This window comes from Streptomyces sp. NBC_00104, assembly GCF_045160825.1.
Taxonomy (GTDB): Bacteria; Actinomycetota; Actinomycetes; order Streptomycetales; family Streptomycetaceae; genus Streptomyces.
The window spans coordinates 5,005,754-5,031,758 of record NZ_CP108215.1 but is presented as its reverse complement, the minus strand read 5'-3'; the positions used below and the strand labels follow the sequence as shown (position 1 = coordinate 5,031,758).

27 protein-coding genes are annotated in these 26,005 nt (G+C 69.1%); 15 read left to right on the top strand and 12 right to left on the bottom strand.

Annotation, left to right across the window (positions count from 1 at the left end; genetic code table 11):
* Positions 1–108: 108 nt before the first annotated feature.
* Positions 109–846 carry a hypothetical protein gene (locus OG272_RS22100; RefSeq protein WP_326582037.1) on the bottom strand — a complete coding sequence of 246 codons (738 nt, stop codon included), beginning with the start codon at positions 844–846 and terminating at the stop codon, positions 109–111.
* Between the two features lie 373 nt (positions 847–1,219).
* Here OG272_RS22100 and OG272_RS22095 point away from each other — a divergent pair, with 373 nt between their 5' ends.
* Positions 1,220–2,740, top strand: a complete 1,521-nt coding sequence (locus OG272_RS22095; RefSeq protein WP_405894569.1) for a metallophosphoesterase family protein — start codon at positions 1,220–1,222, stop codon at positions 2,738–2,740.
* Between the two features lie 226 nt (positions 2,741–2,966).
* Positions 2,967–3,722, top strand: a complete 756-nt coding sequence (locus OG272_RS22090) for a response regulator transcription factor (RefSeq protein WP_405894568.1) — start codon at positions 2,967–2,969, stop codon at positions 3,720–3,722.
* Between the two features lie 106 nt (positions 3,723–3,828).
* Here the strand turns inward: OG272_RS22090 and OG272_RS22085 are convergent, their stop codons facing one another.
* Together OG272_RS22085 and OG272_RS22080 are read right to left on the bottom strand one after the other, a co-directional pair.
* A complete protein-coding gene (locus tag OG272_RS22085; RefSeq protein WP_327729156.1) occupies positions 3,829–4,620 on the bottom strand; it encodes a hypothetical protein in 792 nt (263 codons plus the stop codon).
* A gap of 152 nt (positions 4,621–4,772) precedes the next feature.
* Positions 4,773–5,510: a hypothetical protein gene (locus tag OG272_RS22080; RefSeq protein ID WP_327729158.1), complete on the bottom strand. Its 738-nt coding sequence runs from the start codon at positions 5,508–5,510 to the stop codon at positions 4,773–4,775.
* 207 nt (positions 5,511–5,717) lie between these two features.
* Between OG272_RS22080 and OG272_RS22075 the strand changes: the two genes are divergently transcribed.
* The 7 genes from OG272_RS22075 (at position 5,718) to OG272_RS22045 (ending at position 13,056) form a co-directional block, all read left to right on the top strand.
* On the top strand, positions 5,718–6,470 hold the full coding sequence (locus OG272_RS22075; protein ID WP_326582042.1) for a glucose 1-dehydrogenase: 753 nt from the start codon (positions 5,718–5,720) through the stop codon (positions 6,468–6,470).
* A gap of 160 nt (positions 6,471–6,630) precedes the next feature.
* Positions 6,631–7,749, top strand: a complete 1,119-nt coding sequence (locus OG272_RS22070) for an LLM class flavin-dependent oxidoreductase (RefSeq protein ID WP_326582043.1) — start codon at positions 6,631–6,633, stop codon at positions 7,747–7,749.
* 131 nt (positions 7,750–7,880) lie between these two features.
* Positions 7,881–9,611, top strand: a complete 1,731-nt coding sequence (locus tag OG272_RS22065) for a D-aminoacylase (RefSeq protein WP_327729161.1) — start codon at positions 7,881–7,883, stop codon at positions 9,609–9,611.
* Positions 9,608–11,086, top strand: coding sequence for an aldehyde dehydrogenase family protein (locus tag OG272_RS22060; RefSeq protein WP_405894567.1), 1,479 nt, complete (start codon positions 9,608–9,610; stop codon positions 11,084–11,086). The genes OG272_RS22065 and OG272_RS22060 overlap by 4 nt, the downstream gene beginning before the upstream one ends.
* A 39-nt stretch (positions 11,087–11,125) precedes the next feature.
* The gene (locus tag OG272_RS22055) at positions 11,126–11,941 is read left to right on the top strand and encodes a tetratricopeptide repeat protein (protein WP_405894566.1); all 816 of its coding nucleotides are present in this window, start codon (positions 11,126–11,128) and stop codon (positions 11,939–11,941) included.
* Complete coding sequence (locus OG272_RS22050; protein WP_326582047.1) at positions 11,941–12,507, top strand: HAD domain-containing protein; 567 nt, start codon at positions 11,941–11,943, stop codon at positions 12,505–12,507. Before OG272_RS22055 ends, OG272_RS22050 begins: the two co-directional genes overlap by 1 nt.
* A gap of 15 nt (positions 12,508–12,522) precedes the next feature.
* Complete coding sequence (locus OG272_RS22045; RefSeq protein WP_328223368.1) at positions 12,523–13,056, top strand: AAA family ATPase; 534 nt, start codon at positions 12,523–12,525, stop codon at positions 13,054–13,056.
* A gap of 60 nt (positions 13,057–13,116) precedes the next feature.
* Here OG272_RS22045 and OG272_RS22040 read toward each other — a convergent pair whose 3' ends face one another.
* Together OG272_RS22040 and tnpA are read right to left on the bottom strand one after the other, a co-directional pair.
* Complete coding sequence (locus OG272_RS22040; RefSeq protein ID WP_328223367.1) at positions 13,117–13,614, bottom strand: hypothetical protein; 498 nt, start codon at positions 13,612–13,614, stop codon at positions 13,117–13,119.
* Positions 13,615–13,839: 225 nt separating this feature from the next.
* Positions 13,840–14,268, bottom strand: coding sequence for an IS200/IS605 family transposase (gene tnpA, locus OG272_RS22035; protein WP_326582560.1), 429 nt, complete (start codon positions 14,266–14,268; stop codon positions 13,840–13,842).
* 50 nt (positions 14,269–14,318) lie between these two features.
* On the opposite strand from tnpA, the gene OG272_RS22030 reads away from it, so the two are divergent.
* On the top strand, positions 14,319–15,449 hold the full coding sequence (locus tag OG272_RS22030; protein ID WP_327732211.1) for a transposase: 1,131 nt from the start codon (positions 14,319–14,321) through the stop codon (positions 15,447–15,449).
* A 75-nt stretch (positions 15,450–15,524) separates the two neighbouring features.
* Here the strand turns inward: OG272_RS22030 and OG272_RS22025 are convergent, their stop codons facing one another.
* The 4 genes from OG272_RS22025 to OG272_RS22010 form a co-directional block, all read right to left on the bottom strand.
* The gene (locus OG272_RS22025; RefSeq protein WP_327732212.1) at positions 15,525–16,505 is read right to left on the bottom strand and encodes a phosphotransferase; all 981 of its coding nucleotides are present in this window, start codon (positions 16,503–16,505) and stop codon (positions 15,525–15,527) included.
* A gap of 302 nt (positions 16,506–16,807) precedes the next feature.
* Positions 16,808–16,954, bottom strand: a complete 147-nt coding sequence (locus tag OG272_RS22020; RefSeq protein WP_405894564.1) for a hypothetical protein — start codon at positions 16,952–16,954, stop codon at positions 16,808–16,810.
* Between the two features lie 185 nt (positions 16,955–17,139).
* Positions 17,140–18,765 carry a cation acetate symporter gene (locus tag OG272_RS22015; RefSeq protein WP_328223360.1) on the bottom strand — a complete coding sequence of 542 codons (1,626 nt, stop codon included), beginning with the start codon at positions 18,763–18,765 and terminating at the stop codon, positions 17,140–17,142.
* Positions 18,762–19,190 carry a DUF485 domain-containing protein gene (locus OG272_RS22010; protein ID WP_327729169.1) on the bottom strand — a complete coding sequence of 143 codons (429 nt, stop codon included), beginning with the start codon at positions 19,188–19,190 and terminating at the stop codon, positions 18,762–18,764. The genes OG272_RS22015 and OG272_RS22010 overlap by 4 nt, the downstream gene beginning before the upstream one ends.
* Before the next feature lie 529 nt (positions 19,191–19,719).
* On the opposite strand from OG272_RS22010, the gene OG272_RS22005 reads away from it, so the two are divergent.
* Entirely contained in the window at positions 19,720–20,154 is a 435-nt protein-coding gene (locus OG272_RS22005) for a hypothetical protein (RefSeq protein WP_327729170.1), read from the top strand.
* 337 nt (positions 20,155–20,491) lie between these two features.
* Positions 20,492–21,553 carry an esterase-like activity of phytase family protein gene (locus OG272_RS22000; RefSeq protein ID WP_327729171.1) on the top strand — a complete coding sequence of 354 codons (1,062 nt, stop codon included), beginning with the start codon at positions 20,492–20,494 and terminating at the stop codon, positions 21,551–21,553.
* A 75-nt stretch (positions 21,554–21,628) separates the two neighbouring features.
* Here OG272_RS22000 and OG272_RS21995 read toward each other — a convergent pair whose 3' ends face one another.
* The gene (locus tag OG272_RS21995) at positions 21,629–22,081 is read right to left on the bottom strand and encodes an IclR family transcriptional regulator C-terminal domain-containing protein (protein ID WP_328223359.1); all 453 of its coding nucleotides are present in this window, start codon (positions 22,079–22,081) and stop codon (positions 21,629–21,631) included.
* A gap of 667 nt (positions 22,082–22,748) precedes the next feature.
* Here OG272_RS21995 and OG272_RS21990 point away from each other — a divergent pair.
* Positions 22,749–23,033 (top strand): hypothetical protein, encoded by a 285-nt coding sequence (locus tag OG272_RS21990; RefSeq protein ID WP_327729173.1) that lies wholly within the window; start codon positions 22,749–22,751, stop codon positions 23,031–23,033.
* A 408-nt stretch (positions 23,034–23,441) separates the two neighbouring features.
* On the opposite strand, the gene OG272_RS21985 is transcribed toward OG272_RS21990, so the two are convergent.
* Together OG272_RS21985 and OG272_RS21980 are read right to left on the bottom strand one after the other, a co-directional pair.
* Positions 23,442–23,684, bottom strand: coding sequence for a DUF397 domain-containing protein (locus tag OG272_RS21985; RefSeq protein WP_327729174.1), 243 nt, complete (start codon positions 23,682–23,684; stop codon positions 23,442–23,444).
* Positions 23,685–23,696: 12 nt separating this feature from the next.
* Positions 23,697–24,548, bottom strand: coding sequence for a helix-turn-helix transcriptional regulator (locus tag OG272_RS21980; protein WP_327729175.1), 852 nt, complete (start codon positions 24,546–24,548; stop codon positions 23,697–23,699).
* 230 nt (positions 24,549–24,778) lie between these two features.
* Between OG272_RS21980 and OG272_RS21975 the strand changes: the two genes are divergently transcribed.
* Together OG272_RS21975 and OG272_RS21970 are read left to right on the top strand one after the other, a co-directional pair.
* Positions 24,779–25,213 (top strand): ATP-binding protein, encoded by a 435-nt coding sequence (locus tag OG272_RS21975; RefSeq protein ID WP_326582055.1) that lies wholly within the window; start codon positions 24,779–24,781, stop codon positions 25,211–25,213.
* A 101-nt stretch (positions 25,214–25,314) separates the two neighbouring features.
* Complete coding sequence (locus OG272_RS21970) at positions 25,315–25,578, top strand: hypothetical protein (protein ID WP_327729177.1); 264 nt, start codon at positions 25,315–25,317, stop codon at positions 25,576–25,578.
* The last annotated feature ends 427 nt before the right edge of the window (positions 25,579–26,005 follow it).

The window sequence follows — 26,005 nt, the reverse complement described above, 5'->3', positions numbered from 1 at the left end:
GGCCCGACCCGACGACGCGGTCCCGCCGACACAACGCGGAGATCCCGCGATCACCTCGCCACCGCTGGAACAGGTCGCCGCCCCGCGCTGTCTTCGCGGGGCGCGCTGCTACCGCGGTCGCATCAGGTGCAGGTCCTCACCCCACGCGTCCAGGACGGCGCCGTGCCCGGCCCGCCGGGCCACGGTCTCGACCTGGGCGAAGAGTCGGCGCTGCGCGGATACGTCGCCCGTGGCCGTGATGTGCTGAACGGCGTCGAGGAGCGTGCCGGTGTCCCAGCCGGGCAGCGGGAACCGGGCCAGCTCCCACTCCAGGTACTTGTTGTAGGGGCGGGGACGGCGGTCCAGGGCGAAGAGCGTCTCCAGCAGGAACCGGACGCTGTCCGCGGCGTCGAGCCGGGCCGCGAGCGGATGCCCGTCGCGGTCGTTCTTGACCGAGCGGTAGAGGGAGTTGGCGTAGGCGTCGAGCCATCCTCCCGCTTCCCGGAAGGCCTCCTCGGCGTCGAGCCGGGCCTTGGCGGCCAGGATCCGGGCGATGCCTCCGCCCAGCCGGTCGAGCACGACCCGGGCGCGGGCGAGGGCGTACCGCTCGAAGCCGGGCATCCCGGCGGCGCGGAACGCGTCGAGGGAGAGGACGACGAGGTCGAGTTCCGGGGAGCGGTGCCCCGCGAACCGGGTGAGAGCCGTCGTCGCACCCTCGGCGAGGACGACGTACAGGTCGTGGTCCGAGTGCTCGGTGGTCATGCCCTCGTGGGCCCGGGAGCCCTTGAGGACCAGGCCGACGACAGCCGGGTCGGCGGCGGCGGTGGCGACGAACGCGTCGTAGGCGAGGGGCTGTTGAGCAGTCATGGGTGATCTCCGGTGTGATGACGACGGGTATGCCGATCGGGCGGCCCCACGACTCGTCGGGGCCACCCGCACCCTCTGCGGCGGCACTCGGCCACCGCCCGGCAGATCAACGCACAGCCGGACCCTACCGCCCCGTCCGCGCGGAGGCAGCCGACCGTGGTGCGACGCGGGTCGGGACAGCCGGCCCCGTGGGGACGGCCGTCGGGCAACCGGGCTCGGGCACCCCGTGCGCGGCCGGACCCCCGTGCGGCCGTGTAGGCCGTTTGCCGGTGTCGTCGTGCGCGGTCCCGAAGCGGTGCCAACGATTCCAGGTGTGCCTGTCAGGCGATGACGTACGCCTGTGTCCGGGGCACGTGGACGGAGGTATGTGAGCATGAGACATCGGATAGTGGCCCTCGCGGTGGCGGGTGTGCTGGCCGCGGCGGTCCCGGCCGGCGCGGCTTCCCCGGAGCCCGTGCCCGGGTACGGGTACGAGGACGGGTACGAGGACGGGGACGGGGACGGGGACTCACCGCCGCCGGGGCCGACCCCTCCGCCGCCCGGTTCGGCGTCCCCGGACGGCGAGGCCTGGGCCTGGACGCAGCTGACCAGCGGCGGCACCCAGATCCGATACGTGTCCACGGACTCCAGCCAGACGTGCCCCAGCGTGCGCTACACGTACGGGGGTAGCCAGCACACCGACCCCCTGGGCCGGAGGAGCGAGCCCCGGGGGCTCCAGTTCCCGACCACCGTCTGTGAGGCCGAGGTACCCCTCACGGCCTCCGACGCGACGCTGGTTCCCGCGACGGTACGAGCGGCCAGGCTGCACCCGTCGACGGGTCAGCTGCCTCTGCCGAACTGGACCTCGACCACCCGTCCCGCCAGGATCGGCGTGATCGGCGACACCGGCTGCGAGCTCCCCACGGACATGAACGAGCCGGCGCAGAACTGTGCGAACCGCTGGCCGTTCCGGCAGATCGCGGACAGTGTCGTCGACCGGACGAGGCCGAATCTCGTCGTCCACGTCGGTGACTACCTCTACCGGGAGGACCCCGGCAGGGGGAACGACAATCCGGCGGGCTGCACGAGCACCGCCGACGCGGCCAACTGGGCCTGTGTGGTCGCCGACTTCTTCAGGCCCGCCGAACGGCTGCTGGCCACGGCTCCCGTCGTGCTGGCGCGGGGCAACCACGAGGACTGCAACATGAACCAGCAGGGCGGCGCGGGCGGCGCGTGGTTCCGCTATCTCGCCGACGAACTGCGCTCCAACGGTTCCTGCAGCCTGTTCAGCCGGCCTGCGATGATCCACGCCGGCACGCTGACCCTCGCTTCCGTGGACTCCTCGCTCGCCGACCGGAGGGACGACGGCAGCACAGCGAACCAGGGCACCTACACCACGCAGTTCAACGCCGTGAACCAGGCCGCGGCGCTGGCTCCCGGCGACGTCTTCGTGGTCACGCACAAGCCGCTGTGGATGGTGAAGGCGGCCGGACAGACGCCGGGGGCGGTCACCTGGGCGACGCGGGTTCTCGACGGGGCCGTCGCCAACACCCAGCTGCGTCACCTGCAGAGCAAGGTGCGCATGGTGCTCTCGGGACACTTCCACCTCGCCCAGAAGCTCGACTTCGACAGCACCCGCCCACCCCAGCTGACCCTGGGCAACTCCGGTGGTCCCCTGGACAACGGCCCGATCGACGGCAATGTCGAGCTGCAGTCCATCGGCACGCCGCCGCAGCAGGTGAACCAGTCGGTGACCAAGCTGCGGACCCCCGGAGGTCTGGCGATCTACGGTTACGGGGACCTCCGCTGGGACGGCACGACCTGGAATCTCACCTTCCGTGACAGGACCGGCGACCCCCTGGGCAGCAGCTGCCGGCTGAGCACGAGCACCGACCACCGGAACTTCGTCTGCTAGGAGCCGTTCGAGCATGTTCGGGCATGTTCGGGCAGCGGGGCGGAGAACCGTGTCAGCGGCTTCTCCGTCCCGCCGTCGGAGTGGGCGGGCGCGGGACGGGGGCGGGGGCGGGACGGGGCGGCCGAACCTGTCAGACAGCTTCGCGTTTCGTTCTTGAAACTTCGAACAACTTACGCCGGAGTCACGTATGTAGGGGAGTCATGGCTTCGGCGGAAGGACACGCGAAGTGCGATCCCCCCGGCACGTCGGCACGTCCCAGTACGTAGGCACCCCCGTTTCAGCTGTTCCCGCACGCCCCTCCCGCGTCCCGGCACACCCACCCCACCTGCCGGAACCGTCGTCCCAGGGCCTGTCCGTCGCGCTCGCCTGTGCCGAAAGGGAGTGGCCGCACGACGACTGGCCGGCCCCCGACGACCGGTACGTGAGCAGCGCGCTGCACATCCCGCCGCCCTATCGCGCACTCCGGGAGACCGAGGCGGATGTCGTGGTCCTGCGCTGCGAGGACCCGTCGGTCTCCTTCGCGGAGCTGCTGAAGGCCATGGGCTCCATGAGCGCTCCGGTGATCGTCGTCAGCCCCCGCCGGGACGCCGAGGTGGTGGTGGAGGTGTTCCGCGGCGGGGCCGGCTACCTGGTCGAGGGCGACTACTGCACCTGCATGCTCTCCTCGGCGGTCATGGCCGCCACGGTCGGCCACACCTACTTCTCGCCCGTCGCCTGCGCCGCCGTCCGGGACGCGGCCCGGCAGCTGCCGGACCACGGGGAGGCGATGGAGCGACTGCGCTCGCTGCTCTCGCCCCGCGAACGCCAGATCATGGAACTCCTCTCCACCGGTCTCGGCGCCCAGGAGATCGGGCTGCGGCTGCGGCTGAGCGAGAAGACCGTCCGCAACAACCTGAGCAACGTCTACGCCAAGTTGGATGTCCGGGGGAGCACGGAGGCGGTGCTGCGATGGCTGGGGGCGACCCCCGGGGTTCGCGTATGAGAACGCGGGACTGAGCGCGTCCAGGAACACGGGGAGCCTGTTTGGGAAACCGCACAAAAGAATCCCCCGCGCAGGGCACGGGGGATTACTCGGGTTTATCCGGCCGCTATTGAATGGTGACTTCGGAGAGCGGAACCTCGATGTCGGTCACGTTCGCGCCACCCTCGTCGAATCCGGGTTCGGCGCGGGCGCTGTTCTCGCTGTTGATGATTCCGTTGGCCTGGGGCGTACCGCACTGGACGTTGCGCAGCCAGAGCCGACCGTCCGGCGTTCCGCTGGGCAGGAGCTGCGGATAGAAGACGTGCACGGTCGCGGCTCCCTCACTGGGGGAGAAGAACACCTTCTGGCCGTCCTGGGCGTCCTTGTAGGTGGCCTTGAGGAAACCGCTCACGTCGGTGCGCTTGTGGGACCACATGAAGAAGGCGATGTGGTCCGGCTTGACCGTGTCACTCCTCGAGAAGGAGAACGACGACGTGGTGTCGTCGCGCTTGATATTGAATTCCTGCGTGGCGAACTTGATGCCGATCTCGAAGATGGAGCTCGCCAGCTTCGTGCTGCCGTCCGTGTTGAAGCCGTCCTCCAGCTGAATGACGCGTGTCACGGACGCCGTGCCGCTGAAGGTCTTCGTCGCCGCGGTGCTGACTCCGCAGTTGTCGGTCACCGAGGTGACCCGTTCGTTGGGGCCGAGGCTGTTGGCCTTGGACTGGACGTCGACGAACTCGCAGTTCTCCAGCTTGTCCGAGTCCGTACGGCAGTCGGTGGCCACCTCGTCGGGGGTGGCGGCACCCGCGCTGTACATCAGCGGGACGGCCAGTCCGAGGGCGACGACCGGCGCCAGCGCGAGGGTGATGCGCTTCTTCTTGCTGCGGTGGTTGCCGCTGCGCCCGGTGCGTGTCATGTGTGTCTCCTGCGAGGGTGATGAGGGGGTTGTGTGCTGGTGGGAGGGGTCGTCCCGTGGGGGGTGGGGTGATCCCGTGGGGGGAGAAGTCTGTGGGGTGGGGCGGGCGCCCCGAGGCCGTCGGCTGCCGGCCGTCGGCCGCCGGTCTTCGGTCAGCAGTCCTCCAGGACGACCTTGCTGGTGCCGTCCGCGAGTCCGGGCGTACCCGCGGCGCTCTCCAGGATGACCGGGCCCTCGACGACCTCCGGCGCCACGAAGTTCTGCTCGGGGGAGGGGTTCACGGCGAAGCTTCCGGGATCGGCGTCGAGGTGCACCCGCCATTCGCCGGTCATGCGCTGCATCTTCGGTGTGAACGTCACGTGCATGACCTTGCCGACGGGCACTTCCCGCTGTTCCGACTCGCTGGCGGTGGCCGTCTTGATGGTCATGTCCAGCGTGCCCTTGTGCTTCACCCAGCCGCCGCTCAGGGCTCCGAAGAGACCGCCGAGGGCGCCCTGCTGGGTCGCGGTGTACTTGCCCTGGCCCTGGCCCACCGCCTTCGAGAACTCGGTGGTCACCTTCGACGGTTCGGTGGCGTTCGGCTCGCAGTTCGGGAAGTCGACGGTGACCTTCTCCGTGGGACCGTCGAAGGTCTCGAACTTCGTCTCGACGAAATCACAGGTGTCGGACTCGAAACCGTCCCCGAGACCACCCCCGAAATCCCTCGTCGTCTGCTGTTTTCCGTTGAGCTTGGCAGTCCTTTCGCACATCCTCATGATCTGCTCGGGCGTCTTCTCGTCGGCCGCGCTGGCCGACGGCAGCAGCACGGCTGCGATAGCGGTACCGGTCACGAGTGAGGCACCGATCGCCAGGTATCGGACCTTCTTGTTCTTGAAGCGCCTCTTCGCCATGCTCGGCTCTCTCCTTGGGGGTGGCTTTACCTTCTGATGACGGATTATTGAGGTCCCGTACGTGTTGTGGACAGGGTCAAATGTCCCTACCCATTGGTCACTTGAGATCGCAATCGCAAGCATGCGCTCGCCCGCGCCCCGCATCTGACGCTTCGTCAGCTACGGAGGTACGCTGACCTCGGTCAACGCACCGCGAAGGGAGTCCACATGGGCAAGCTCGACGGACGTGTCGTCCTCGTCACAGGCGCCGCACGCGGCCAGGGGGAGCAGGAGGCCCGGCTGTTCCGGGCGGAAGGGGCCGAGGTCGTCGTCGCCGACGTCCTCGACGACCAGGGCGAGGCCCTCGCCAAGGAGCTGGGCGCGCACTACGTCCACCTGGACGTGAGCAGTGCGGACGACTGGACGGCCGCCGCGGCCGCCGCCAAGGCCGCGTACGGCCGCGTCGACGGGCTCGTCAACAACGCCGGCATCCTGCGCTTCAACTCCCTCGTCGACACCCCCCTCGACGAGTTCATGCAGGTCGTGCGGGTCAACCAGGTCGGCGTCTTCCTCGGCATCAAGACCCTGGCCCCCGAGATCGAGGCGGCCGGCGGCGGCACGATCGTCAACACCGCCTCGTACACGGGGATGACGGGCATGGCGTACGTCGGCGCGTACGCGGCGACCAAGCACGCGATCGTCGGCCTCACCCGCGTGGCCGCGCTGGAGCTGGCCCGCAAGGGCATCCGGGTCAACGCGGTCTGTCCCGGCTCCGTCGACACCGCGATGACCGACCCGGGCGACGAGGCGTCCGCGGAGGCCGTCGGCAAGCTCTACCGCAAGCGGATTCCGCTCGGCCGGATCGGCCGCCCCGAGGAGGTCGCCCGCCTCGCCCTCTTCCTCTCCTGCGAGGACTCCTCCTACATCACCGGACAGCCGTTCGTGATCGACGGGGGCTGGCTGGCCGGAGTGAGCCTGTGAGCCGGTGACCTTGTGACCGCACGGCATCTGTCCGAACCCGTCCATCTGACGGTACGTCAGCTATTGACGCTCCACGGGGCCGGTGGAACAGTCGGCCGTATCCAGATCTGACGTACTGTCAGAAACAGTTGCCGGGTATCGCTGAGGACGGTGAACCTCCTTGGAATTCGGGCTCTTTGTACAGGGATACGTGGGCAAGCGGGCCGAGACCGACCCACTCGCGGAGCACAAGGCGCTGATGGAGGAGACCGAGTACGTCATCCAGGCGGACAAGTCCGGCTTCAAGTACGCGTGGGCCTCCGAGCACCACTTCCTGGAGGAGTACTCGCACCTCTCCGCCAACGAGGTGTTCCTGGGCTACCTGGCGCACGCGACCGAGCGGATCCATCTGGGGTCCGGCATCTTCAACCCGCTCGCCCAGGTCAACCACCCGGTGAAGGTCGCCGAGAAGGTCACCATGCTCGACCATCTCACCGAGGGGCGCTTCGAGTTCGGCAGCGGGCGCGGGGCCGGCTCGCACGAGATCCTCGGCTTCATCCCCGGTGTGACCGACATGAACTACACCAAGGAGATCTGGGAAGAGACCATCGCCGAGTTCCCCAAGATGTGGCTCCAGGACGAGTACGTCGGCTTCCAGGGCAAGCACTGGTCCCTGCCGCCGCGCAAGATCCTGCCCAAGCCGTACGGGAAGTCGCACCCCGCGATGTGGTACGCCGCCGGGTCGCCGCCGTCGTACTCCATGGCCGCCCGCAAGGGACTCGGCGTACTGGGCTTCAGCGTGCAGAAGGTCTCCGACATGGAGTGGGTGCTGGAGAAGTACAAGACGGCGATCGTCGACGCCGAGCCGATCGGGGACTTCGTCAACGACAACGTGATGGTGACGACGACCGCGATCTGCGCGCCCACGCACGACGAGGCGGTGCGGATCGCGGTGAACGGCGGGCTGCACTATCTGCCCTCGCTCGTCTTCCGCTACCACGACACGTTCCCGCGGCCGGACGGCTTCCCCGTGTGGCCGGAGACGCTGCCCGAGTACAACGAGGAGTTCATCGAACTGCTCATCGAGGAAGAGCTGTTGATCTGCGGGGACCCCGACGAAGTGGTCCGGCAGTGCAAGCGGTGGGAGCAGGCCGGGGCGGACCAGCTGAGCTTTGGGCTGCCGGTGGGGGTGCCGAAGGAGGCGACCCTGCAGACCATCCGGCTGGTCGGGGAGCACGTGATCCCGAAGATCGACACGGATCCCGTGCACCGGACGTCGCGGTTCCGGGCGGCGGGTTGAGGTCGGTACGGCGGCCGCGGGGCGGTGGGGGCTGGTCGCGCCCACGCGGCGGAGCCGCACATCGACGCGGCCCCGCGCCCCTGGGCCGACCGCGGTACTCGGTTGCTACTAGGCGCCCGGAGGGGTGAGGCATGCTCGACCATGTCATCAAAGGTGTGACCGTCGTCGACGGGACCGGCGCTCCCGCGTACACCGCTGACGTGGGGATACGCGACGGTCGTATCGCCGTCGTCGGGACCGTCACCGAAGAGGCCCGCACGTCCGAGGACGCGGCCGGGCTCGTGCTCGCGCCCGGGTTCGTCGATCCCCACACCCACTACGACGCCCAGCTGTTCTGGGACCCGTACGCGACGCCGTCCCTCAACCACGGGGTGACGACCGTCGCGGGCGGGAACTGCGGGTTCACGCTGGCGCCCCTCAACCCCTCCCGTCCCGAGGACGCGGACTACACGCGGCGGATGATGTCCAAGGTCGAGGGGATGTCACTGGTCGCGCTGGAGGAGGGGGCGCCCTGGAGCTGGCACGGCTTCGGGGAGTACCTGGACGCCCTCGAAGGACGGATCGCCGTCAACGCGGGCTTCATGGTGGGGCATTGCGCGCTCCGGCGGTATGTGATGGGCCCGGATGCCATCGGCGGGCAGCCCACCGACGAGCAACTGGACGCGATGCTGCGGCTGTTCCACGAGGCGATGGAGGCGGGGGCGTGGGGGCTGTCGACCACGCAGTCGTCGACGCACAGCGACGGGGACGGACAGCCGGTCGCGTCGCGGCATGCGAAGCCCGCCGAACTCATCGCCCTCTCCCGGGCCGTGGGCGAGCACGAGGGCACGCAGATCGAGGCGATCGTGGCGGGCTGCCTGGACCAGTTCGGCGACGACGAGATCGATCTGTTCGTGGAGATGAGCGCGGTGGCCGGGCGGCCGCTCAACTGGAACGTGCTGACCATCGACGCCGCCGTCCCCGAGCGGGTGCCGAGGCAGTTGGAGGCGAGTGAGCGGGCGCGGAAGGCCGGCGGCCGGGTGGTCGCCCTGACGATGCCGATCCTCACGCCGATGAACATGTCGCTGGGTACGTTCTGCGCGCTGAACCTGATCCCCGGGTGGGGGCCGATCCTGGGCCTGCCGGTGCCCGAACGGATCGAGCGCCTGCGGGATCCCGACGTCCGCGCCGAGATGCTGCGGCGGGCGGACAGCAAGGAGGCGGGCGTCTTCCGCCGGCTCGCCAACTTCGGGCGGTACGTCATCGGCGACACGTACAGCGAGGCGAACGAGGGCCTCACCGGGCGGGTCGTGAAGGACATCGCGGCGGAGCGGGGGCAGGAACCGTTCGAGTGCCTGGTGGAGATCTGCGCCGCCGACCACCTTCGTACGGTCCTGTGGCCCATGCCCACCGACAACGACCCCGACTCCTGGGCCCTGCGCGCCGAGACCTGGCGCCACGAGGACGTGCTGCTCGGCGGCTCGGACGCGGGCGCCCATCTGGACCGTATGTGCGGCGCCCCGTACACCACCCGGTTCATCGGGGACTGTCTGCGCGGCCGGAAGCTCGTCGGGCTCGAACAGGCGGTGAAGATGCTGACCGACGACCCGGCGCGCCTCTTCGGCCTGCGGGAACGGGGGCAGGTGCGGGAGGGCTGGCACGCGGACCTCGTCCTCTTCGACCCGGCACGCGTCGACGCCGGCAAGGCCACCCTGGTGCACGACCTGCCGGGTGACAGCCCGCGCCTCGACTCCAAGGCGATCGGCATCCGGGCCGTCTGGGTCAACGGCGTCGAGGCGATCCGCGACGACGTGGTGACCGGGGCCGTGCCCGGCAAGGTGCTGCGCAGCGGACGGGACACACGGACGGTGAGTACGAAGTGAGTTCCGCAGGGGCGTCCGAAGGGGCGTCCGAGGGGCAGCGGTTGTTCGTCGGGGGCTCCTGGGTGGAGCCCGACGGAGGGCACTACGAGGTGGTCGACCCGGCGACGGAGAGCGTCGTCGGGTGGGCGCCGCAGGCCTCGCGGGACCAGGTGCACGCGGCCGCCGCCGCAGCCCGCGAGGCCTTCGGCCCGTGGTCACGGACCCCCGCCGCCGAACGGGCGGCGATCCTCGCCCGGACGGCGGACCACATACGCCGCCACCTCGTCCCGTACGCCGAACTCGCGCAGGCCGAGAGCGGTGCGACGACCGGTACGGCGCGGGCGATGCAGGTGGGCGTGGGCGCGGCCCGTTTCCGGCGGTACGCCCGCGTGGAGCCGGTGGAGGAGCCGATCGCCCCCCAGATCAACGAGGCGGGCCCCTTCGGCAGGGCGGCCGTGATGGGCGCCCTGGCCGTACGGCAGCCGGTGGGCGTGGTCACCTGCGTCACCTCGTACAACAACCCCTGGGCCAACCCGGCCGGCAAGATCGCCCCGGCCCTGGCCATGGGCAACACGGTGGTGGTGAAGCCGGCCCCGCAGGACCCGCTCTCCGTCTACCGCATGGCGGAGGCACTGGAGGCCGCCGGTGTTCCGCCGGGTGTGGTGAACGTGGTGAGCGGGTCGGGCGCGGACGTCGGCGAGGCGGCGGTCGATGCGCCCGACGTGGACATGGTGAGCTTCACCGGCTCGACGGCGGTCGGACAGCGGATCGCGGAGGTGTGCGGGCGCGGGATGAAGCGCCAGCTGATGGAACTGGGCGGCAAGGGCGCGGCGGTCGTCTTCGACGACGCGGACGTGGGCTCGGCGGTGGCCGGCATCGCCACCACCTTCTCCTTCTACAGCGGGCAGATCTGCACGGCACCGACGCGGGTGATCGCGCAACGCGGCGTCTACGACCGGCTGGTGACCCAACTGGCCGCATACGCGGGGCGGTTGCCGGTGGGCGACCCGCGCGAGCCGGGCACGGTGGTCGGACCGGTGATCTCGGCGGCGCACCGGGACCGTGTCGAGTCGTACGTCGAGCTGGGCCGCAAGGAGGGCGCGCGGGTGGTGGCGGGCGGTGAACGGCCGCCGTACGACCGGGGGTTCTTCGTCGCCCCGACCCTGCTCGCCGACTGCACCCCCGACATGCGCGTCGTCCGCGAGGAGATCTTCGGCCCGGTCGTCGTCGTCCTCCCCTTCGACGACGAGGACGAGGCCGTCACCCTCGCCAACGACAGCGACTACGGCCTCATCGACTACGTCTGGTCCGGCGATGTCGCCCGTGCCTTCCGCGTGGCCCGGTGCCTGAGGGCGGGGGGAGTGGGCGTGAACACCGTCGGCCGCAACATGGAGGCCCCCTTCGGCGGCTTCAAGAAGAGCGGGGTGGGGCGTGACGTGGGGTCGTACGCGCTGCACGCGTACAGCGAGACGCAGGCGATCGTCTGGCCCGGCTGATGTCTTCCGTGCGGCCGTCGGTGACGCAATGATGTTCGAATGCGGGATGTGCGGCGTGGTGGGCGAGTGGCGAAGGCGTGGCGTTGGCCGCTGTGGGGTGCGGTGGTCGCCGTCGTGGGCGCCCTGTTCGTGCCGATCGGCGCACTGCTCTGGGTGCATCTGTCGGTGACACTGGGCGCGATCGTCACCCTCGTACGCATGGCGAACCGGGAGGTCCCGTTCCCGGTGGCCGTGGCGCAATGGCGGCTCGGGGGCGACGATCCCGACGTACTGCGCGCCCGTGCCCTCTCGGCGGTGGCGTGCCTGCAGCAGGGGCAGCCCGCTCTCGCGGTGTACCGGCTGAAGTCCGTGCTGCCGGACCTGGCCCGCGCCTTGGGGCCGGACCACCCCGAGACGCTGTCCGCCCGCGTGCTGGGCGTCCAACTGCGCGGCCAGATCGGTGACTTGCCCGACCGGCTCACCGCGGTCGACGAAGTGATCTCCGACATCGGCCGCGTCCTCGGTCCCGGCCACCCCGACACGCTCGCCGCCGTCTACTGCCGAGCCGAGTGGCTCGGCCAGGACGGCCGTACCGACGAGGCGGAGGCGGCGTACACCGACGTCATCGCCGCGACCACGGAGCATCTGGGCGCCGACCACAACATGACGTTGATCGCCCGCAGTTCACTGACGATCCTGCGCCACGACCGGGCCGGCCGGACCGGCGACGGGACCGCGTCCGCTGTCGCCGTCGACGACATGGCCGCCGTCGTCGACGCGATGGAACGCGCCCTCGGCGCCGACGATCCGACCACGGCCTCCACCCGCCGCCTCCTCACCCAGTGGCAGAACGCCCGGCCCCGAGAGACCGGCTGATGGACCGCCCTCTCCTCTACCTCGATGTGGACGGACCGTTGAACCCGTACGCCGCTCAGCCGGAGCGGCGGCCCGCCGGTTACACGACCCACCGGATGAAACCGCAGGGCTGGATCGCCCAGCATCCGGAGAAGCCCGCGGCGTACGTCAGGCCGTTACGGGTCTGGCTCAACCCGGACCACGGCCGCCGGCTGCTGGAGCTGAGCGAGCTGTTCGACCTGGTGTGGGCGACGACCTGGGTCGGTGAGGCGAACACCTACATAGCCCCGGTCCTCGGGCTGCCGGAACTGCCGGTGGTGGACTGGCCTCAGAGCCCTGTCACCCAACGGTCCGGGGTGGCCCCGGAGCCCGGCGTGTTCTGGAAGACATCGCGTCTCGTCGAACACGCGGCGGGGCGTCCGTTCGCATGGGTGGACGACGAGATCGGCACCGCCGACCAGCGGTTCGTGGCCACCCACCACCGGAACTCCGCCCTGCTGCACCGCGTCGACCCCCGGCTCGGCCTGCGCGAACCGGACTTCGCCACCCTCGCTGCCTTCGCCCGGACCACCGGCCGGGCGGGGTAGAGATACGGTCGGCCGATGATCGTGTGGGTGAACGGGGCCTTCGGGAGCGGAAAGACGACGTTGGTCGAGGAGCTGCGGGGGCTGTGGCCCGAGGCGCTGGTGTTCGACCCCGAAGTGATCGGCTACGTGCTGAGGGAGATCGTGGAGGTGCCGACCGGCGACTTCCAGGACCTGCGGCTGTGGCGGCGGCAGGTCGCCGAGTCTCTGGTGGGCCTGGTGGAGGAGTACCGGCGGCCGGTGCTGGTGCCGATGACCCTGGTGAACCCCGCGTACGTGGCTGAGGTGTTCGGCGCCATCGAGGCGGCCGGCATCCCGCTCCACCACTTCTTTCTCAAGGTCCCCGAGGGGGTGTTGGTCGCCCGGATCGACGGCCGCAGCTTCACACCGGACGACCCCGAGCAGGACGAACGGGTCCGGCAGTGGTGCAAGGGGCGGATCGCGGCGTGCGTGGCCGCGGCCGACACCTTGCCCACCGACACGGTCTTCCTGGACGGCGAGTCGAGCCCTGGCGAGCTGGCCGGACTGGTTCTTCGCCGAGTAGCCGAGTAGCCGAGAAGCAGCTCCGCCGAGTGGCCGGGTGAGGGCGCGTGAGCCGTCGGGCTTCGGTGTCTAGTCGCCGAGGTCCTGTTCCGCCGGCTCACCGCGACCGATCGACAGGGACCAGCGCACTCCCGAGGTGGCGGTGACGGAGACCGTGCCGGCGCGCTCCGCGTCGTCGATGGCGAACTGGTTGCCGATGCTGGTCACTTCCCCGTCGAGGCAGTCCATGGGGAAGGAGGCGTCCATGGGGCGCAACACGACCTCGATGGTGCCCTTGCCCTCGCAGTTCACCGCGACGGTCAGGGCCTTGCCCTCGTCCTTCTCCGCCTTGCCGAACTCCAGGTGCGCACTGCCCTGCGTCCGGTTCTGACGCAGGACGACGCGCTCGGCGAAGTGGTCCGGGGCACGGTTCGCCAACTCGCTCCGCGAGTCGAACTGGTTCGAGTCGGCCGCCGGTGTCGCCTTCGCCGGGGTCGGCCCGGCCGTCCGTACGGGCCGCTGCTCCCGCGCCTCCGTGTCGCCGCCCGACGAGCAACCGGTGGCGGAGAGGAGGGCGGCAGCTGACATGAGCGTCAGGGTGATGAGTGTGCGGCGTGACATGAACTACCCCCGTCGGTCGGCCCGTTGGTGGCGGGCGAGGCCGTGATCGTGGCACCGGGCCGAGAGCTGCGACAAGGCGAAGGGGCGACTTCAGCTTGATCTAGCGCGGAACCCCGGGCGTTCACGTCCGGGAGGAAGCGCTTCTCTGGATCGCTCTGACTTGCAGGTGCTCACGGGTCTGCACTGTTGACCTCAGCCAGGGCGCTTCTGGTTCTCGATGTACTCCTTGATGATCTCCAACGGTGCTCCGCCGCACGAGGCGGCGAAGTACGAAGGCGACCAGAAGTGGTCACCCCACAGGTACTTACGGATATGGGCTGGGAACTCCTGGCGGAGCCGCCGGGCAGAGACGCCCTTGAGAGAGCCGACCAGCCGGGACAGGGCGACTTTGGGCGGGTAGTGCACCAGCAGGTGGACGTGGTCCCTCTCCCCGTTGAACTCCACCAGCTCGGTGTCGAAGTCCGCGCACACGTCACGCATGACCTCCTCGCAGCGCCGAAGGATCTCATCGGTGAACGGGCCGCGCCGATACTTTGGTGTGAAGACCAAGTGCGCGTGAAGGGTGTAGACGACTGTTCTACCCCTACGAATATTGGGGTTTGGTTCCCAGCGTGGTGACATAGATCAATGATACGATCACGCCTGTGAAACTCGTTGTGCAGGTGAAGCTGATGCCGGAGGCCGGGCAGGCCACCGCGCTTCTCGCGGCCCTGCGCACGGTCAACGAGGCCGCGAACTGGGTGTCGGCGGTGGCGTTCGAGCAGGGTGTGCCGCGTGAGTACGAGCTGCGTAAGCACACCTACGCGGAGTTGAAGTCGCGGGGGTTGGGGGCGCAAGCAGCCCAGCACACCATCAAGAAGGTCCGCGACGCCTACACGACACTCAAGGCCAACATCAAGGCTGGGAACCTCGGCAGACCGGGCTCGAAGCGGCGCAGGAAGGCCGAGTCCAAGCCCGTCGCCTTTCGGCCCGAGGCAGCCCAGCCGTACGACGACCGGTGCCTGAGCTGGCAGTACGACGCGCAGACGGTGTCTATCTGGACCACTGCCGGACGCATCCGGGGTGTGCGGTTCGTCTGTTCCGCCGACGGCCTCAAGATGCTGCGTGAGCACCGGCAGGGCGAATCGGATCTGGTGGAACGCGACGGCGTGTTCTACCTGATCGCTACCTGCGAGGTCCCCGAGGAGAAGCAGTACGAGCCCGACGGGTTCATCGGCGTCGACCTCGGCATCGTCAACATCGCCACTACGTCCACCGGCTACCAGGCCGCCGGGCGCGACCTGAACCACCACCGCAAACGCCACGGCGATCTACGCGGCAAGCTCCAGCGCAAGGGCACCAAGTCCGCCAAGCGGCTGCTGAAGAAGCGCAACCGGCGCGAGCAGCGCCATGTCTCCAACACCAACCACATCATCGCGAAACGCATCGTGACCGAGGCTGAACGCACCTCGGCCGGAATCGCCCTGGAAGATTTGGGCGGCATCCGGCAGAGGGTACGGCTCCGCAAGCCCCAACGGGTCGCGCTCCACTCCTGGGCCTTCGCCCAGCTCGGAGAGTTCATCGCGTACAAGGCACGCCGAGCAGGCGTGCCCGTGGTTCACGTCGACCCTGCCCACACCTCGCAGACATGCTGCGAGTGCGGGCACGTCGACAAGAAGAACCGGGTCGACCAGGCCCTCTTCATCTGCCGGAACTGCGGGGTCGTTGCCCACGCGGACCGGAACGCTTCCCACAACATCGCCCAACGTGGCGCCGTGGTGTGGAACGCGGGGCGTGAGTCACGCGTCCCAGCCACCCCGTAAAGGGGTGGCAGGACGGAGGAGCCCACCCAGCCGCCAGCTGGGCACTACCTCCAAGCCCGGCCCTTCAGGACCGGGTCAAGTTGACGCGTGCATCAGGTCCAGCGCCTGCTTCAGGTTGTGCTCGGCGATACCCGCCATGAACGCCCGGTCGGGGAAGTCCCCGTCGAGCAGCCGCAGTGGCCCCGCCGTCAGCGAGAGCCGCTGCGCGAGCATGTAGAGCGCGAGCCGGTCCTCGTCCAATCCGGCCGCCGCCAGGGGCTGGTAGGCATCGTGCAGGCGGATCCGTAGAAACACGTGCTCCCACTCGACGTCGAAGTACATCGTGCCCTCGATGTCGATCGCCACGGGGTTCCCGTCCGTGTCCACCAGTACGTGGTCGGGCCCCAGTTCGCCGTGCACGACCGCGTACTCCGCGCGCGGCCGCACGGCCGCCGCCAGGTCCAGCAGCCGCTCCTCCAGCCGGTCGCGGGCGTCCGCTATCCGTGGATCGCGGGAGGCTGCCTCGGCGAGGTCCCGCAGCGCACGTTCGAGAACCACTCCCTCGCACGACGTACCGCGTGAGGACCCGCCCGCGTCGACCACGGCGACCTTGCCGTAAGCCGGGGCCCGGTGGAGCCGCATCGCCTCCAGCGACTCCGCGAGCCGGGCCATGACCGGAGCGGCCGCCCGCCGGTCGCGCGCGAGCAGCTCCTCCAGGCTCTCGCCCTGAAGGTCCTCGACGATCGCCAGGTCGGCCGGGCAGTGGGCACCGTCGCGGTCGACGAGACGGATCGCCGGGACGCGGACGCCGAGCGTGTCCAGCCGCGTGTGCGCGGCCTCGAACAGATCGAGTCCGAGGCCGGGTGAGAACGGGTCGGTCAGGTCGTCGTCCCCCTCGGCGGCAGGCCAGTAGTTCTCGGCGTCGTCCCACAGGTAGGCGATCGCGGTCGTCGCGTCGTCCATCACCAAGCGGTACACGCCCTTCTTGCTGCCGCCCGCGACCCGCTCGACCGCCGCCAGCCGCCGTCCGCCGCCCAGCGCGGCCCGCGCCGCACCCGCCAACTGCTCCCGTGCCACTGACCTGGAAGCCACGTTCCGAACCGCCTCTCCGCCCCGACAATTCGTCCGGCGATCAGTTGAACACGGGAGCCTGTCAGCACGCGAAGGACGTCAGAACGCCGACGCCGCCTGGCTTCCACGATGTCGAGGAGGCGCCGGTACTTCTCCAGGAGTGCTTCGGCGTCGAGCATCGCGGGTCCGTGGAATGGGGCTTCCGGGTACAGCGGCTGCTGACGGAACTGCGAGAACGGGTAGGCGGCTGAGCTCGTCGCCGAGCGGTGAACGGAGTCGATGTCACCGGCCGCCACCAGCACCGTGATCTACTCCACCAGGGCCAGGGCCAGGGCCAGGGCCAGGGCGACGGCAGCGGTAAGCCTGCTGGGCCCCCTGCCGACCACGATCGCGGGACGTGAGCGGCCTTGAACAACGGCCTGCTCGAGGAAGCCCAGTTCGGCCGTTCTGCTCACGAGCGGCACCCCGGCAGCACCTCGGTCGTGCGCCGTCGTGTCGTACGCCTGTGTCATCGCGTTCCCTGCCTGCTCAAGCGAAGCCTCTCTCATGGAGTTGTGCGGAGTCGGACTCATACGCGGGGGCCGGACCGTTACGAAGCCTCGGTCCGGCCGCGGTCCGCCTGCGGACGTGCTCACCCGCATCAGGCGGGCTGCCCCACCCCTGCCTTCGACTCGGTGTCGCCCGGCGCTCCGGTGAGCACGCGGATCTCCGTCTCCGTGTAGTCCGCGCCGCCGGGCTCCCGCCGGTCGCGCACCGAGCCGATCCACCCCAGGAAGAAGCCGACGGGTATGGACACCAGGCCGGGGTTGCGCAGCGGGAACACCGCGAAATCGGCGTCCGGCAGCAGCGCGTGGGGGTCGCCTGAGACGGCCGGGGACAGCGCCACCAGCAGCACCGCCGTGCTCAGCCCTCCGTACATGCTCCAGATCGCCCCCCGGGTGGTGAACCCCTTCCACCACAGGGTGAAGAGGATGGCCGGCAGCACCGCGGAGGCCGCGATCGCGAAGGCCAGGCTGACGAGGAACGAGATGGGCAGGTGCTGGGCGTACAGCGACAGCACGATGGTCACGAGCCCGATGAAGACGACCGCCAGCCGTGCGACCAGCAGTTCGCTCTTCTCCGACGACCTCCCCCGCATGATCACCGCGCCGTAGATGTCGTGGGCGAGCGCGCAGGCCACAGTGAGCGTGATTCCGGCGACGACCGTCAGGATCGTCACGAACACCACGCAGGAGATCACGGTCAGCAGGACGGTGCCGCCCACGTGCTCGGCGACCAGCAGGATGGCGGTGTTGCCGGAGTCGGCGTCGGCGACGATGGTGTCCCGGCTGAGCAGGGCAGTGGCGCCCAGCCCGTTCACCACGACCAGCACGACGAAACCGAGGTTCAGCAGCCCCATCCACTGCACCGAGCGGCGGGCCCTGGGACCGGTGGAGACGGTCGACAGGCGCATCAGGACGTGCGGCAGCCCGGCCGCTCCGAGCAGGAACGCCACCTGCAGACTCACCAGGTCCAGCTTGCTGACGCCATCGTCGTAGCGGATGCCCGGGCGCAGGAACTGCTCACCGAAGCCGCTGCGCCCGGCCGCCTGCGACAGCAGGTCCGCCGGGTTCCAGCCGAAGCGCCACAACACCGCGAGGGCGAGGGCGACGCACGCACCGATCATCAGGACGGCCTTGACGGTCTCCAGCAGGGTGGTCACCCGCATCCCTCCGAGGACGACGAAGAGGATCATCACCAGACCGAGGCAGGCCACGATGCCCCGCTGAGCGGCCGGCCCGTCGTAGCCGAGGACGGGCGCGGCGAGCACCCCGGCTCCGACGAGCTGGGCGATCAGGTACGGCAGGGAGATGAACAGGGTGGTGATCCCCGCCGCCAGGTGCACCGGACGCGACCGCAGACGGTGGGCGAGTGTGTCGCCGACGGTGAACCGCGAGGTGCTGTGGTACGGCTCGGCGACCAGCATCAGCACCACCACCCAGGTGACCGCCGGCGCCAGTACGTAGGCGATGCCGTCGAACCCGTTGAGGGAGATCTGTCCGGGGTTGCCGAGCATCGAGGCCGCGGACATGTACCCGCCGAAGAGCGCGATCCCGTTGACTGCCGACGACAGCCGACGTCGGCCGACGTAGAAGTCGCTGAGGTCGGTGCCCTCCGATGTGGTTCCGAGGAGGGAGAGCAGCAGGGTGAGGACGACGAAGATCGCGAAGATGGCGAGGACGGGGCCGACGTCGTGGGGCGCGGCCAGGGCGACGAAGGTGTTCACCGGTGGCCCTTTCGCTGGGGCGGGAGAACGGGTCTGAGCCGCGCCGCCACTGGATCGAGCTTGGTGCCCGCGTAGCGCCCGTACCACACCATCGCCCAGGCGGCGAGGGCGAGTTCCACGAGGATGAGCACGAGGCCGATGTTGACCGGCCCGAGCAGCCCGGTCCCCATGAAGCCCGGTACCTCGGCGGCCAGGACCACGGCGCACACCTGCCCGCCGGCCACGGCGGCGGCGACCTTCGCGGGCGGCTTGCGCGCGGCGCGAAGCTTGCGCAGAGCGGCGGCGTCGTTCCGGGACGGGAGTGACCGCAACTGCTGGGGGGCGCGGTCGGACCATGAGCCTTGCTCGTTGGTTTGGGCGCGGGGACCGGAGTGCCCGTACGGATCGGTGTCGTCGTGACGGTCGGTTTGCTCGTACGGGTGCATGGGTGTCCTCAGCTTGGAAGGGCGCACAGCCGGCGGAAGGACTCGCGTGGTCGGGGGAAGCGGCATATGTCTGGAGCCGACGGGCCCACAGCCGCGAAGAGTTGGTCTGACACGATGCACCGGGGGTGCCCGGCCGGGTGCCGTCCGACAGCGCAGACGTCCGTACCGTCCGCCACCGGGGCCGCAGCGCGACCACCAGGCACCTGCACCTCATTGGCCGTTCACGGTGCCGTAACGGCCCGCCATGCGACAAGGCTGGTCAGGCAACGATCCGGCCTACTTGCGTACGTTTCGTTCTTCGACGAGCGACCGAGCCGGCTTGCTGTGGCGGACACAAACCCTTGCAGTGGCCTGTCGGTGAATGTTGTGCTTGTGGAAATGGGCCAACGGGTGCGGTTCCTGGTCGCGTTGGGAGAAGGGCATGGGCAGGTCGTCCCCGGACGTCATCGTCCCTTTCGGCGTTCCGTCACCGGCCCGCGAAATCCTGGAAGCTGGGCCCCCGAGGTCCCCCACGACTGGTGGAAGGCGGGTGCGCCGCGACGCCACATCGGAACTGAGGCACTACGAGCAGATTGCCCGGACGTACGGGCACACCTGCATCTCGCCTTCCGCGTTGGACGAGGAGGGCCGCGCGCTGCTGCTGCGCGCCTGTGCTGCGCTCGCTCGGATCTGGCACCTGTGGCTCCAGCGTGACGACGGGCCGAGCCATGAAGTCCTCCTGGGTTACGACGACTTCGGGCAGCCCGTGAGCGGGCCGCGGTTCGTGCACGAGCCGTGGGAGATCGCGCGGACTCTGCTTGCCGTCTGCCCTGCGGCGGGTGACCCCGCCGACATCGACGGGATGTCGCCGGAGGAGGCCGTGGCAGCGATCACGGCTCAGGTGGAGGGACTGGAGTCCGAGGCCGCCGACTTGCGGGAACACGGTACCGAACACCCGCAGGAGCTCACCGCATTCACCGAGTGAGGGCACCGAGAGAGCCGAGAGCGCCGGCGGTGTGGCTGAAAGGCCGACGTTGCAGCTCCGGAGTGTTCGGTTGCGCGGCTGCACAAGTTACTCATTGGGCACTTGCCGGGTGAGTAGAGACATCCGGACCTTCGCGCTGTAGGTTGACATTTTGTTGAACCCGCGCGGTGCTCGGCCGTCCGCCCTGCCCGTCATGTCTGTGCGGCCTGGGCGCCTGGCCTGTCGTGACGCCCGGGGTGTGCACGCCACCGCGCATGTCGGACGAGGGTGTTCGGCGTGCGCGGCTCCGTGCGGGAACGGACTTTCCCCCTCTTTCCCTCGTTCAAGGAGTACGCGCATGCGCTTGAGCAGATCGATCACGGCATCTGTGGTCATGAGCATGGCAATAGGTGTGGTGCTGGCGCAGGGCGCGGCTCACGCGGGCTCCCCGGGGGCCCTGTCGCGTGACTGTTCCGACCTTGTCCGCATACGGGCCTTCTCCGACGACCTCGACAAGAAGACGCTGGATGACGTCTACGTGGGCAATCTGTCCGCCCTCGCCGTCGACCGGGGCGGCCGGATCACCGCGGTGTCCGACGAGTCGTACGTCTACTCGCTCGACGTGCGGGAGAGGGCCCGTTCGCTGAGCGCCGAGGCGGTGGCGGTGGCCTCGCTCACCGACGCGAACGGCAGGGCGCCGGACTCCGAGGGGCTGGCCGTCGACCTGGACGGCACCCGGCTGATCAGCTCGGAGACCGAGCCCTCCGTCACCCGTTACGACCGTGACGGCACGGCGGTCGAGGCACTGCCGGTACCGGCGGCCCTCGCCGTCGCCCCGGCTGGACGGGCGGTACGCAACCAGACCTTCGAGGGGCTGACGCTCCAGCGCGGCGGACGCACCCTGGTCGCCTCGATGGAGGGCGCGCTCTCCGGGGACCAGGCCGACGTGGTGCGGCTGCAGACCTGGCACCGCGCAGGCCTTGGCAAGTCCTTCAAGGTCGGCGCCCAGTACGGCTACCAGGCCGACACAGGCCTGGGAGTCGTCGAGCTCGCCGCTGTCGGAGACGGCCGGCTGCTCGTCCTCGAACGCGGCTTCACCGTCGGCGTCGGCAACACCGTCCGCCTCTACTTGGCCGACCCGCGCCGGGCCGACGACGTCAGTGGCACCGAGGCCCTCACCTCGGACGGCCCGGCCCGGCTGGCGTCCAAGACCCTGCTGGCCGACCTTGTCGACTGCCCGAGCCTCGGCGCGACGGCCGAACAGCCTCAGCCCAACCCCCTGCTGGACAACATCGAAGGACTGGCCGTGACCGGCCACACAGCCGCCGGGCGCCTGCGGTTGCTGCTGGTCAGCGACGACAACGAGCGGGAGACCCAGATCACCCGCCTGTATTCGCTCGATGTCCGGCTGCCGCGTTGAGTGATCGGGCAGCCGTGACGTGGCCGGCGCGTCGTCCCACGCGACCGCGGGAGCGACGGGCCGGCCGAGGCGGGTTCAGTGGTTCGGCCCGAGCGGGTGGCTGAACCCCTGATCGGAGATGAGCCCCGCCGCTTCGCAGAGGTCGGCCGCGAACCGCTCGACCGCGTCGTAGGGGAAGCGGTGGCTGGGGCCGCTGACGGAGAGGGAGGCGATGACCTTGCCGGAGAGGCCGGTGACCGGGACGGCGACCGCGGTCGGGCCCTCGTCCCACTCGCTGCTGCTGACCGCGTAGCCGTGATGCACCGCCTCCTGCGCTCGCGTGCGCAGTTCGTCCGCGTACGCCTCGCCGTGCGGGGAGGAGGCGGCGACGCGGCGCAGCAGGGTGTCGGAGGCGTCCCGCAGGAGGATCTTGGAGGAGGCGCCGGCCCACAAGGGCTGCTCGTCACCGATGTCGACGACGTGGCGCAGAGGGTGCGGGCTCTCCTCGTGGGCGACGCAGACGCGTCTGAGGTCGCGGGCGACGAACACGTTTCACTCGCCGCCGACGACATCGCCGCCACCGCCCGCCGACTCCGCACAGCCGGCACGCGACTGCTCCAGATCCCCGCCACTACTACGACGACCTCGACGCCCGCTACGAGTTCACCCCCGGCGAGCTGGACACCTACCGGGAACTCGGCATCCTCTACGACCGCGGCGAGCAGGGCGGCGAGTTCCGGCACCTCTACACGGCAGCCGTCGACCACGCCTGGGATATTGTTCAGAATTTCTGTCTGACTGGGACCTTTGGGGATCTGGGAGAGTTGTGCGAGTTGTAGTGCCCATCCGGGTCACGTTCACGTCGTCCAAGACGGCACCGCCCACCAGCCGCAGATGCTGATCATGACCGATGCCGAAGCCGCCGACCGGCTCACCGCCACAGCGCCCGGGGACATCTGACCCTCGCCCCTGCATACAACGGGCCCGGGGAGGCGACCTCCCCGTGCCCGTTGTATGGAATCGTGCACTGTTACGACGGCGCGACGCACGTTTATTTCTACAAGAATGAAGTGACCGAAGAAATCTACTGATGCGACTACAAGATCAAGCTGGGTGGAGGGGAGAGAAGGTGAGAGTTCGCTATTTGGGTTCTCCGGATTCACCGCCCAATCCCGTCGACGGCAGGTACCACCTCACCCCCGGCCGGGAGTACGTCGTGCTCGAACTGCATGTGAGTAGCGACGGTTCTTCCTCGCTGCGAATCGAGGACTCGTCGGGTGAACTCGCTGGCCTGTACAGTGGGAAGTGCTTCGATCAAGTGTCGGACGTCATCCCTTCCCAGTGGAGTGTGGAGATCAACCGCCGGGGTGGTTTGAGCCTCGGGCCGAGGGAATGGATTGCAGGCGACTTCTGGGAGCGCATGATGGAACGTGACCCAGAAGCGGAGTCCAGTTTCGAAGTAATTCGAGACGCGATTCTGGCAGAGGATCCCAGCACGTAAATCGCTGCTTCATAACTTCCTGTCACAGTCGGCCACCACCCAGGCTGAACGCCCCCGACACGGGTTGCGTAGCTTGGTAGCCCGCAACTAAGCGCGAGTCGCAGGTCCACGTCCTGCCCAGCTTTGAGAAGGGGCCCCGGCACTGGCAGGGCCCCTTCTGCACGCGCTTCATGAAGCCCCCGGCCTACCCAGCCGACCTCGCCGACACCCTCGGTTTTGTTCAGCGGTGTCCGGCGGTGAGCCGGCCGTCGAAGGTGATGTCGAAGGCTTGGAGCGCGGCCTTCCAGTGCATGGTCCAGCGTTTGCGTCCCGTGTCGGTCGGGTCTGTGGACGTGGTCCCTCGCCCCGTTGAACTCCACCAGCTCCGGCGACAGTTGAACACGGGAGCCCACCAGTACGCGGAGGATGTCAGTCGCGACGTGGGAGTTCCTTCAGCGAGCGCAGCAGGGCGCCGAAGGCAGAGGGGGCGGCGTCGAGTACGGCTTGGGTGGGGTCGGCGGACTCGATGAGGCGGATGGTGGTGGGGTCGGCGGATATGTGGACGCAGGCTTCGCCTTCTTGGCAGTGCGAGGACTTCTGCATGGCGGCGACGTGGACGCAGGATTCGCCCTGGCCGCAGTAGGACGACTTCTGCCAGGCGTAGGCAGGCATGGCTTTTACCCTTCACAGGTCGTGGACGAGGTTGTGGATGAAGTCGCGCGATTTCGACGGCTTGAGGGCTGCTTGTTCCATACGGTCCAGCAGCATGCGGTAGGTCTCCAACTGGGCTTCCGCGTCCACGAGTACAGGCCCGTGAGACTGATCCAGTGAAACCGTGTCGAGTTGGGGGACGGGCCCGTACGCGTAGAAGATGTTCTGCCCGGAACCGGGGTAGGCGCCGATGGCGAACGGGATCACCGTCACGGTGATGTGCGCCTGTTCGCTCTGTTCCACGATGTGATCCAACTGACGTTTGGCGACGGAGGGGCCGCCCACCGGCACACGTAGTGCGGCTTCGTGGATGATCGCGCGGAACGGCACCGCGTCGTTGTGGTCCAGTAGCGCTTGACGCTGGAGACGGTGACTCACCCGGTGCTCGATCTCGGAACGGGAGAACTCGGGAACCACCTGCCGGAAGATTTCGCGAGCATGGTCGGTGATCTGCAGCAGTCCGGGCACGTGTGCCGTGTTGGCCGAACAGAGCGCGGTCGCGTGATGCTCCAACTCGGCGATGTTCAGGAGCGTGGGCGGGAGCACTTCGCGAAACGTCTCCCACCAGCCGCGTGACTTGTCGGTCGAGATGTCGACCAGGGCCTCAACGAAGGCCTGGTCCGCACATGAGTAGGCGCGGGCCATCGCTCGAAGCCGATCGGGGCTGACACCGAACCGGGCCGACTCGATGTTGCTGAGTTGGCCCTGGCCGATGCCGAGGTGCCGTGCTGCCTCGGTGGCGGTCATACCCGCTCGTTCGCGCATTTTGCGCAGCTCGACAGCCAGCCGGAGGCGGCGGGCGGACGCCACGGGCTTCGGGGGCATGCGAACTCCTCTTGTTCAGGACCGACTGGGGTATCACCCACACGAGGGAAGCTTGTCGAAGTTTTCGCGGATTCATCAAAAGTTACTTGCGTGGGCTCTATTTTATTTCCAGGCGCCCCACCCAGAAGTGCCCCGCTCGACGGAGCGGCGACGGCCACTGGGTACTGCTCGACCCCGACTTCGACTGCTCAACGACACGATCCAACTCCCCTCAGTGACCGGAGACTTTCATGGCCACCGTATCGCCGTCGCTCGACTACACGCTGCGCCTTCCCCGCGACCCGCGCTCCCCCGGCGTGGGACGTGCCACCCTGCGGGCCGTGCTGGCAGCCCATGACCTGGATGAACTCCGCCCGGTGGCAGAGCTGTTGGCCACGGAGTTGCTGACGAACGCCCACCAGCACACCACGAGGGAGTACGCCCTGCGGGTGGTGGAGATCGGCGGGCGGTTGCGGGTGGGGGTGTGGGACCGGGACTGGCGGGTGCCGGCCGGGTTCGAGGGCAAGGGCGAGCGCGTCGATGTCCACGCCGACTCGGAGCGCGGTCGGGGGCTGTGTCTCGTGCGGGCCTGCTCCGAGGATCGGGGAGTGTCCGTCCTGCGCGACCTCGGCGTCTCGCGGGGCGGGAAGTTGTTGTGGGTGGACTGCGGGGCCGCGGTGGGCTGAAGCAACCCTGCCGGGGGTGCGGCGGTCTTACCCGGCGTCGTGATCGGAGGGTCGGCCTCCGCCCGACTCGTACCGGCGACCGACCGGAAAGGGCGTACTCCATGAAACCCGATCCCGATCCCAATCTCTGCCTGGCCGTTCCGGAGGGCTTCGACGACACGGACGCCGAGTCCCAGGTGCATCCCATGGCGAGGAAGCTGTTTCCCGCCACGACCGCCGCGGACGCCTTCAGGAAGGCCCATGAGTGGGTGGGGGAGCACGACGTCTTCCTCGTGGACGTGTCATGGGACTTCGCACACGACGAGGACGAGCCCTACACGCTGAGCATCTACTTCACCTTCGAGCTGGAGCCCGAGGACACCTGACAGGGCCAAGGGCTGTCCCGCAACCGCTGTTTGTGGCAGACGCTCTGGCGGGAGGAGCTGGACCCTGACGGCCGTTCGTAGGCCGGATGACGGGCGTCCCGGCGGCGCGGTGCCGGCCCGATCTCTGTCCAGGCGGCCGGAGTGCCTGCTCGCTCGCCGGCTCGGTGCCGGTGTCGCCGGAGACCTGGCGCTGCCGGCGGTCGCAGGAGACGGCGACGGCCCCGGTCGGCGCTGTGAGGCGGCCGGCGGGCATCGGCTGTGTCAGGCTCCGTGATCCCCGCGCGGCCGCCCTGCTCGGACCGCAATTTCCTGCTCATCGATCGGTCGATGGATGAGCAACGGTATCTCGCGCGCGAAGCAGACCGCGAAGAGTTCTTTGCGAAGGACTCTTCGCGAAGGACTCTTCGCGGTTTAGCCTGTGCGGTGT

Bases quoted from the DNA above. Each gene is read 5' to 3' on its own strand.
- OG272_RS22085 (WP_327729156.1), bottom strand. From the start codon at position 4,620: ATGACACGCACCGGGCGCAGCGGCAACCACCGCAGCAAGAAGAAGCGC.
- OG272_RS22095 (WP_405894569.1), top strand. From the start codon at position 1,220: ATGAGACATCGGATAGTGGCCCTCGCGGTGGCGGGTGTGCTGGCCGCG.
- OG272_RS21975 (WP_326582055.1), top strand. From the start codon at position 24,779: ATGGCCACCGTATCGCCGTCGCTCGACTACACGCTGCGCCTTCCCCGC.
- OG272_RS22075 (WP_326582042.1), top strand. From the start codon at position 5,718: ATGGGCAAGCTCGACGGACGTGTCGTCCTCGTCACAGGCGCCGCACGC.
- OG272_RS21980 (WP_327729175.1), bottom strand. From the start codon at position 24,548: ATGCCCCCGAAGCCCGTGGCGTCCGCCCGCCGCCTCCGGCTGGCTGTC.
- OG272_RS22080 (WP_327729158.1), bottom strand. From the start codon at position 5,510: ATGGCGAAGAGGCGCTTCAAGAACAAGAAGGTCCGATACCTGGCGATC.
- OG272_RS22000 (WP_327729171.1), top strand. From the start codon at position 20,492: ATGCGCTTGAGCAGATCGATCACGGCATCTGTGGTCATGAGCATGGCA.
- OG272_RS22045 (WP_328223368.1), top strand. From the start codon at position 12,523: ATGATCGTGTGGGTGAACGGGGCCTTCGGGAGCGGAAAGACGACGTTG.
- OG272_RS22065 (WP_327729161.1), top strand. From the start codon at position 7,881: ATGCTCGACCATGTCATCAAAGGTGTGACCGTCGTCGACGGGACCGGC.
- OG272_RS22010 (WP_327729169.1), bottom strand. From the start codon at position 19,190: ATGCACCCGTACGAGCAAACCGACCGTCACGACGACACCGATCCGTAC.
- tnpA (WP_326582560.1), bottom strand. From the start codon at position 14,268: ATGTCACCACGCTGGGAACCAAACCCCAATATTCGTAGGGGTAGAACA.
- OG272_RS22030 (WP_327732211.1), top strand. From the start codon at position 14,319: ATGCCGGAGGCCGGGCAGGCCACCGCGCTTCTCGCGGCCCTGCGCACG.
- OG272_RS22050 (WP_326582047.1), top strand. From the start codon at position 11,941: ATGGACCGCCCTCTCCTCTACCTCGATGTGGACGGACCGTTGAACCCG.
- OG272_RS22040 (WP_328223367.1), bottom strand. From the start codon at position 13,614: ATGTCAGCTGCCGCCCTCCTCTCCGCCACCGGTTGCTCGTCGGGCGGC.
- OG272_RS21985 (WP_327729174.1), bottom strand. From the start codon at position 23,684: ATGCCTGCCTACGCCTGGCAGAAGTCGTCCTACTGCGGCCAGGGCGAA.
- OG272_RS22055 (WP_405894566.1), top strand. From the start codon at position 11,126: ATGCGGGATGTGCGGCGTGGTGGGCGAGTGGCGAAGGCGTGGCGTTGG.
- OG272_RS21970 (WP_327729177.1), top strand. From the start codon at position 25,315: ATGAAACCCGATCCCGATCCCAATCTCTGCCTGGCCGTTCCGGAGGGC.
- OG272_RS22100 (WP_326582037.1), bottom strand. From the start codon at position 846: ATGACTGCTCAACAGCCCCTCGCCTACGACGCGTTCGTCGCCACCGCC.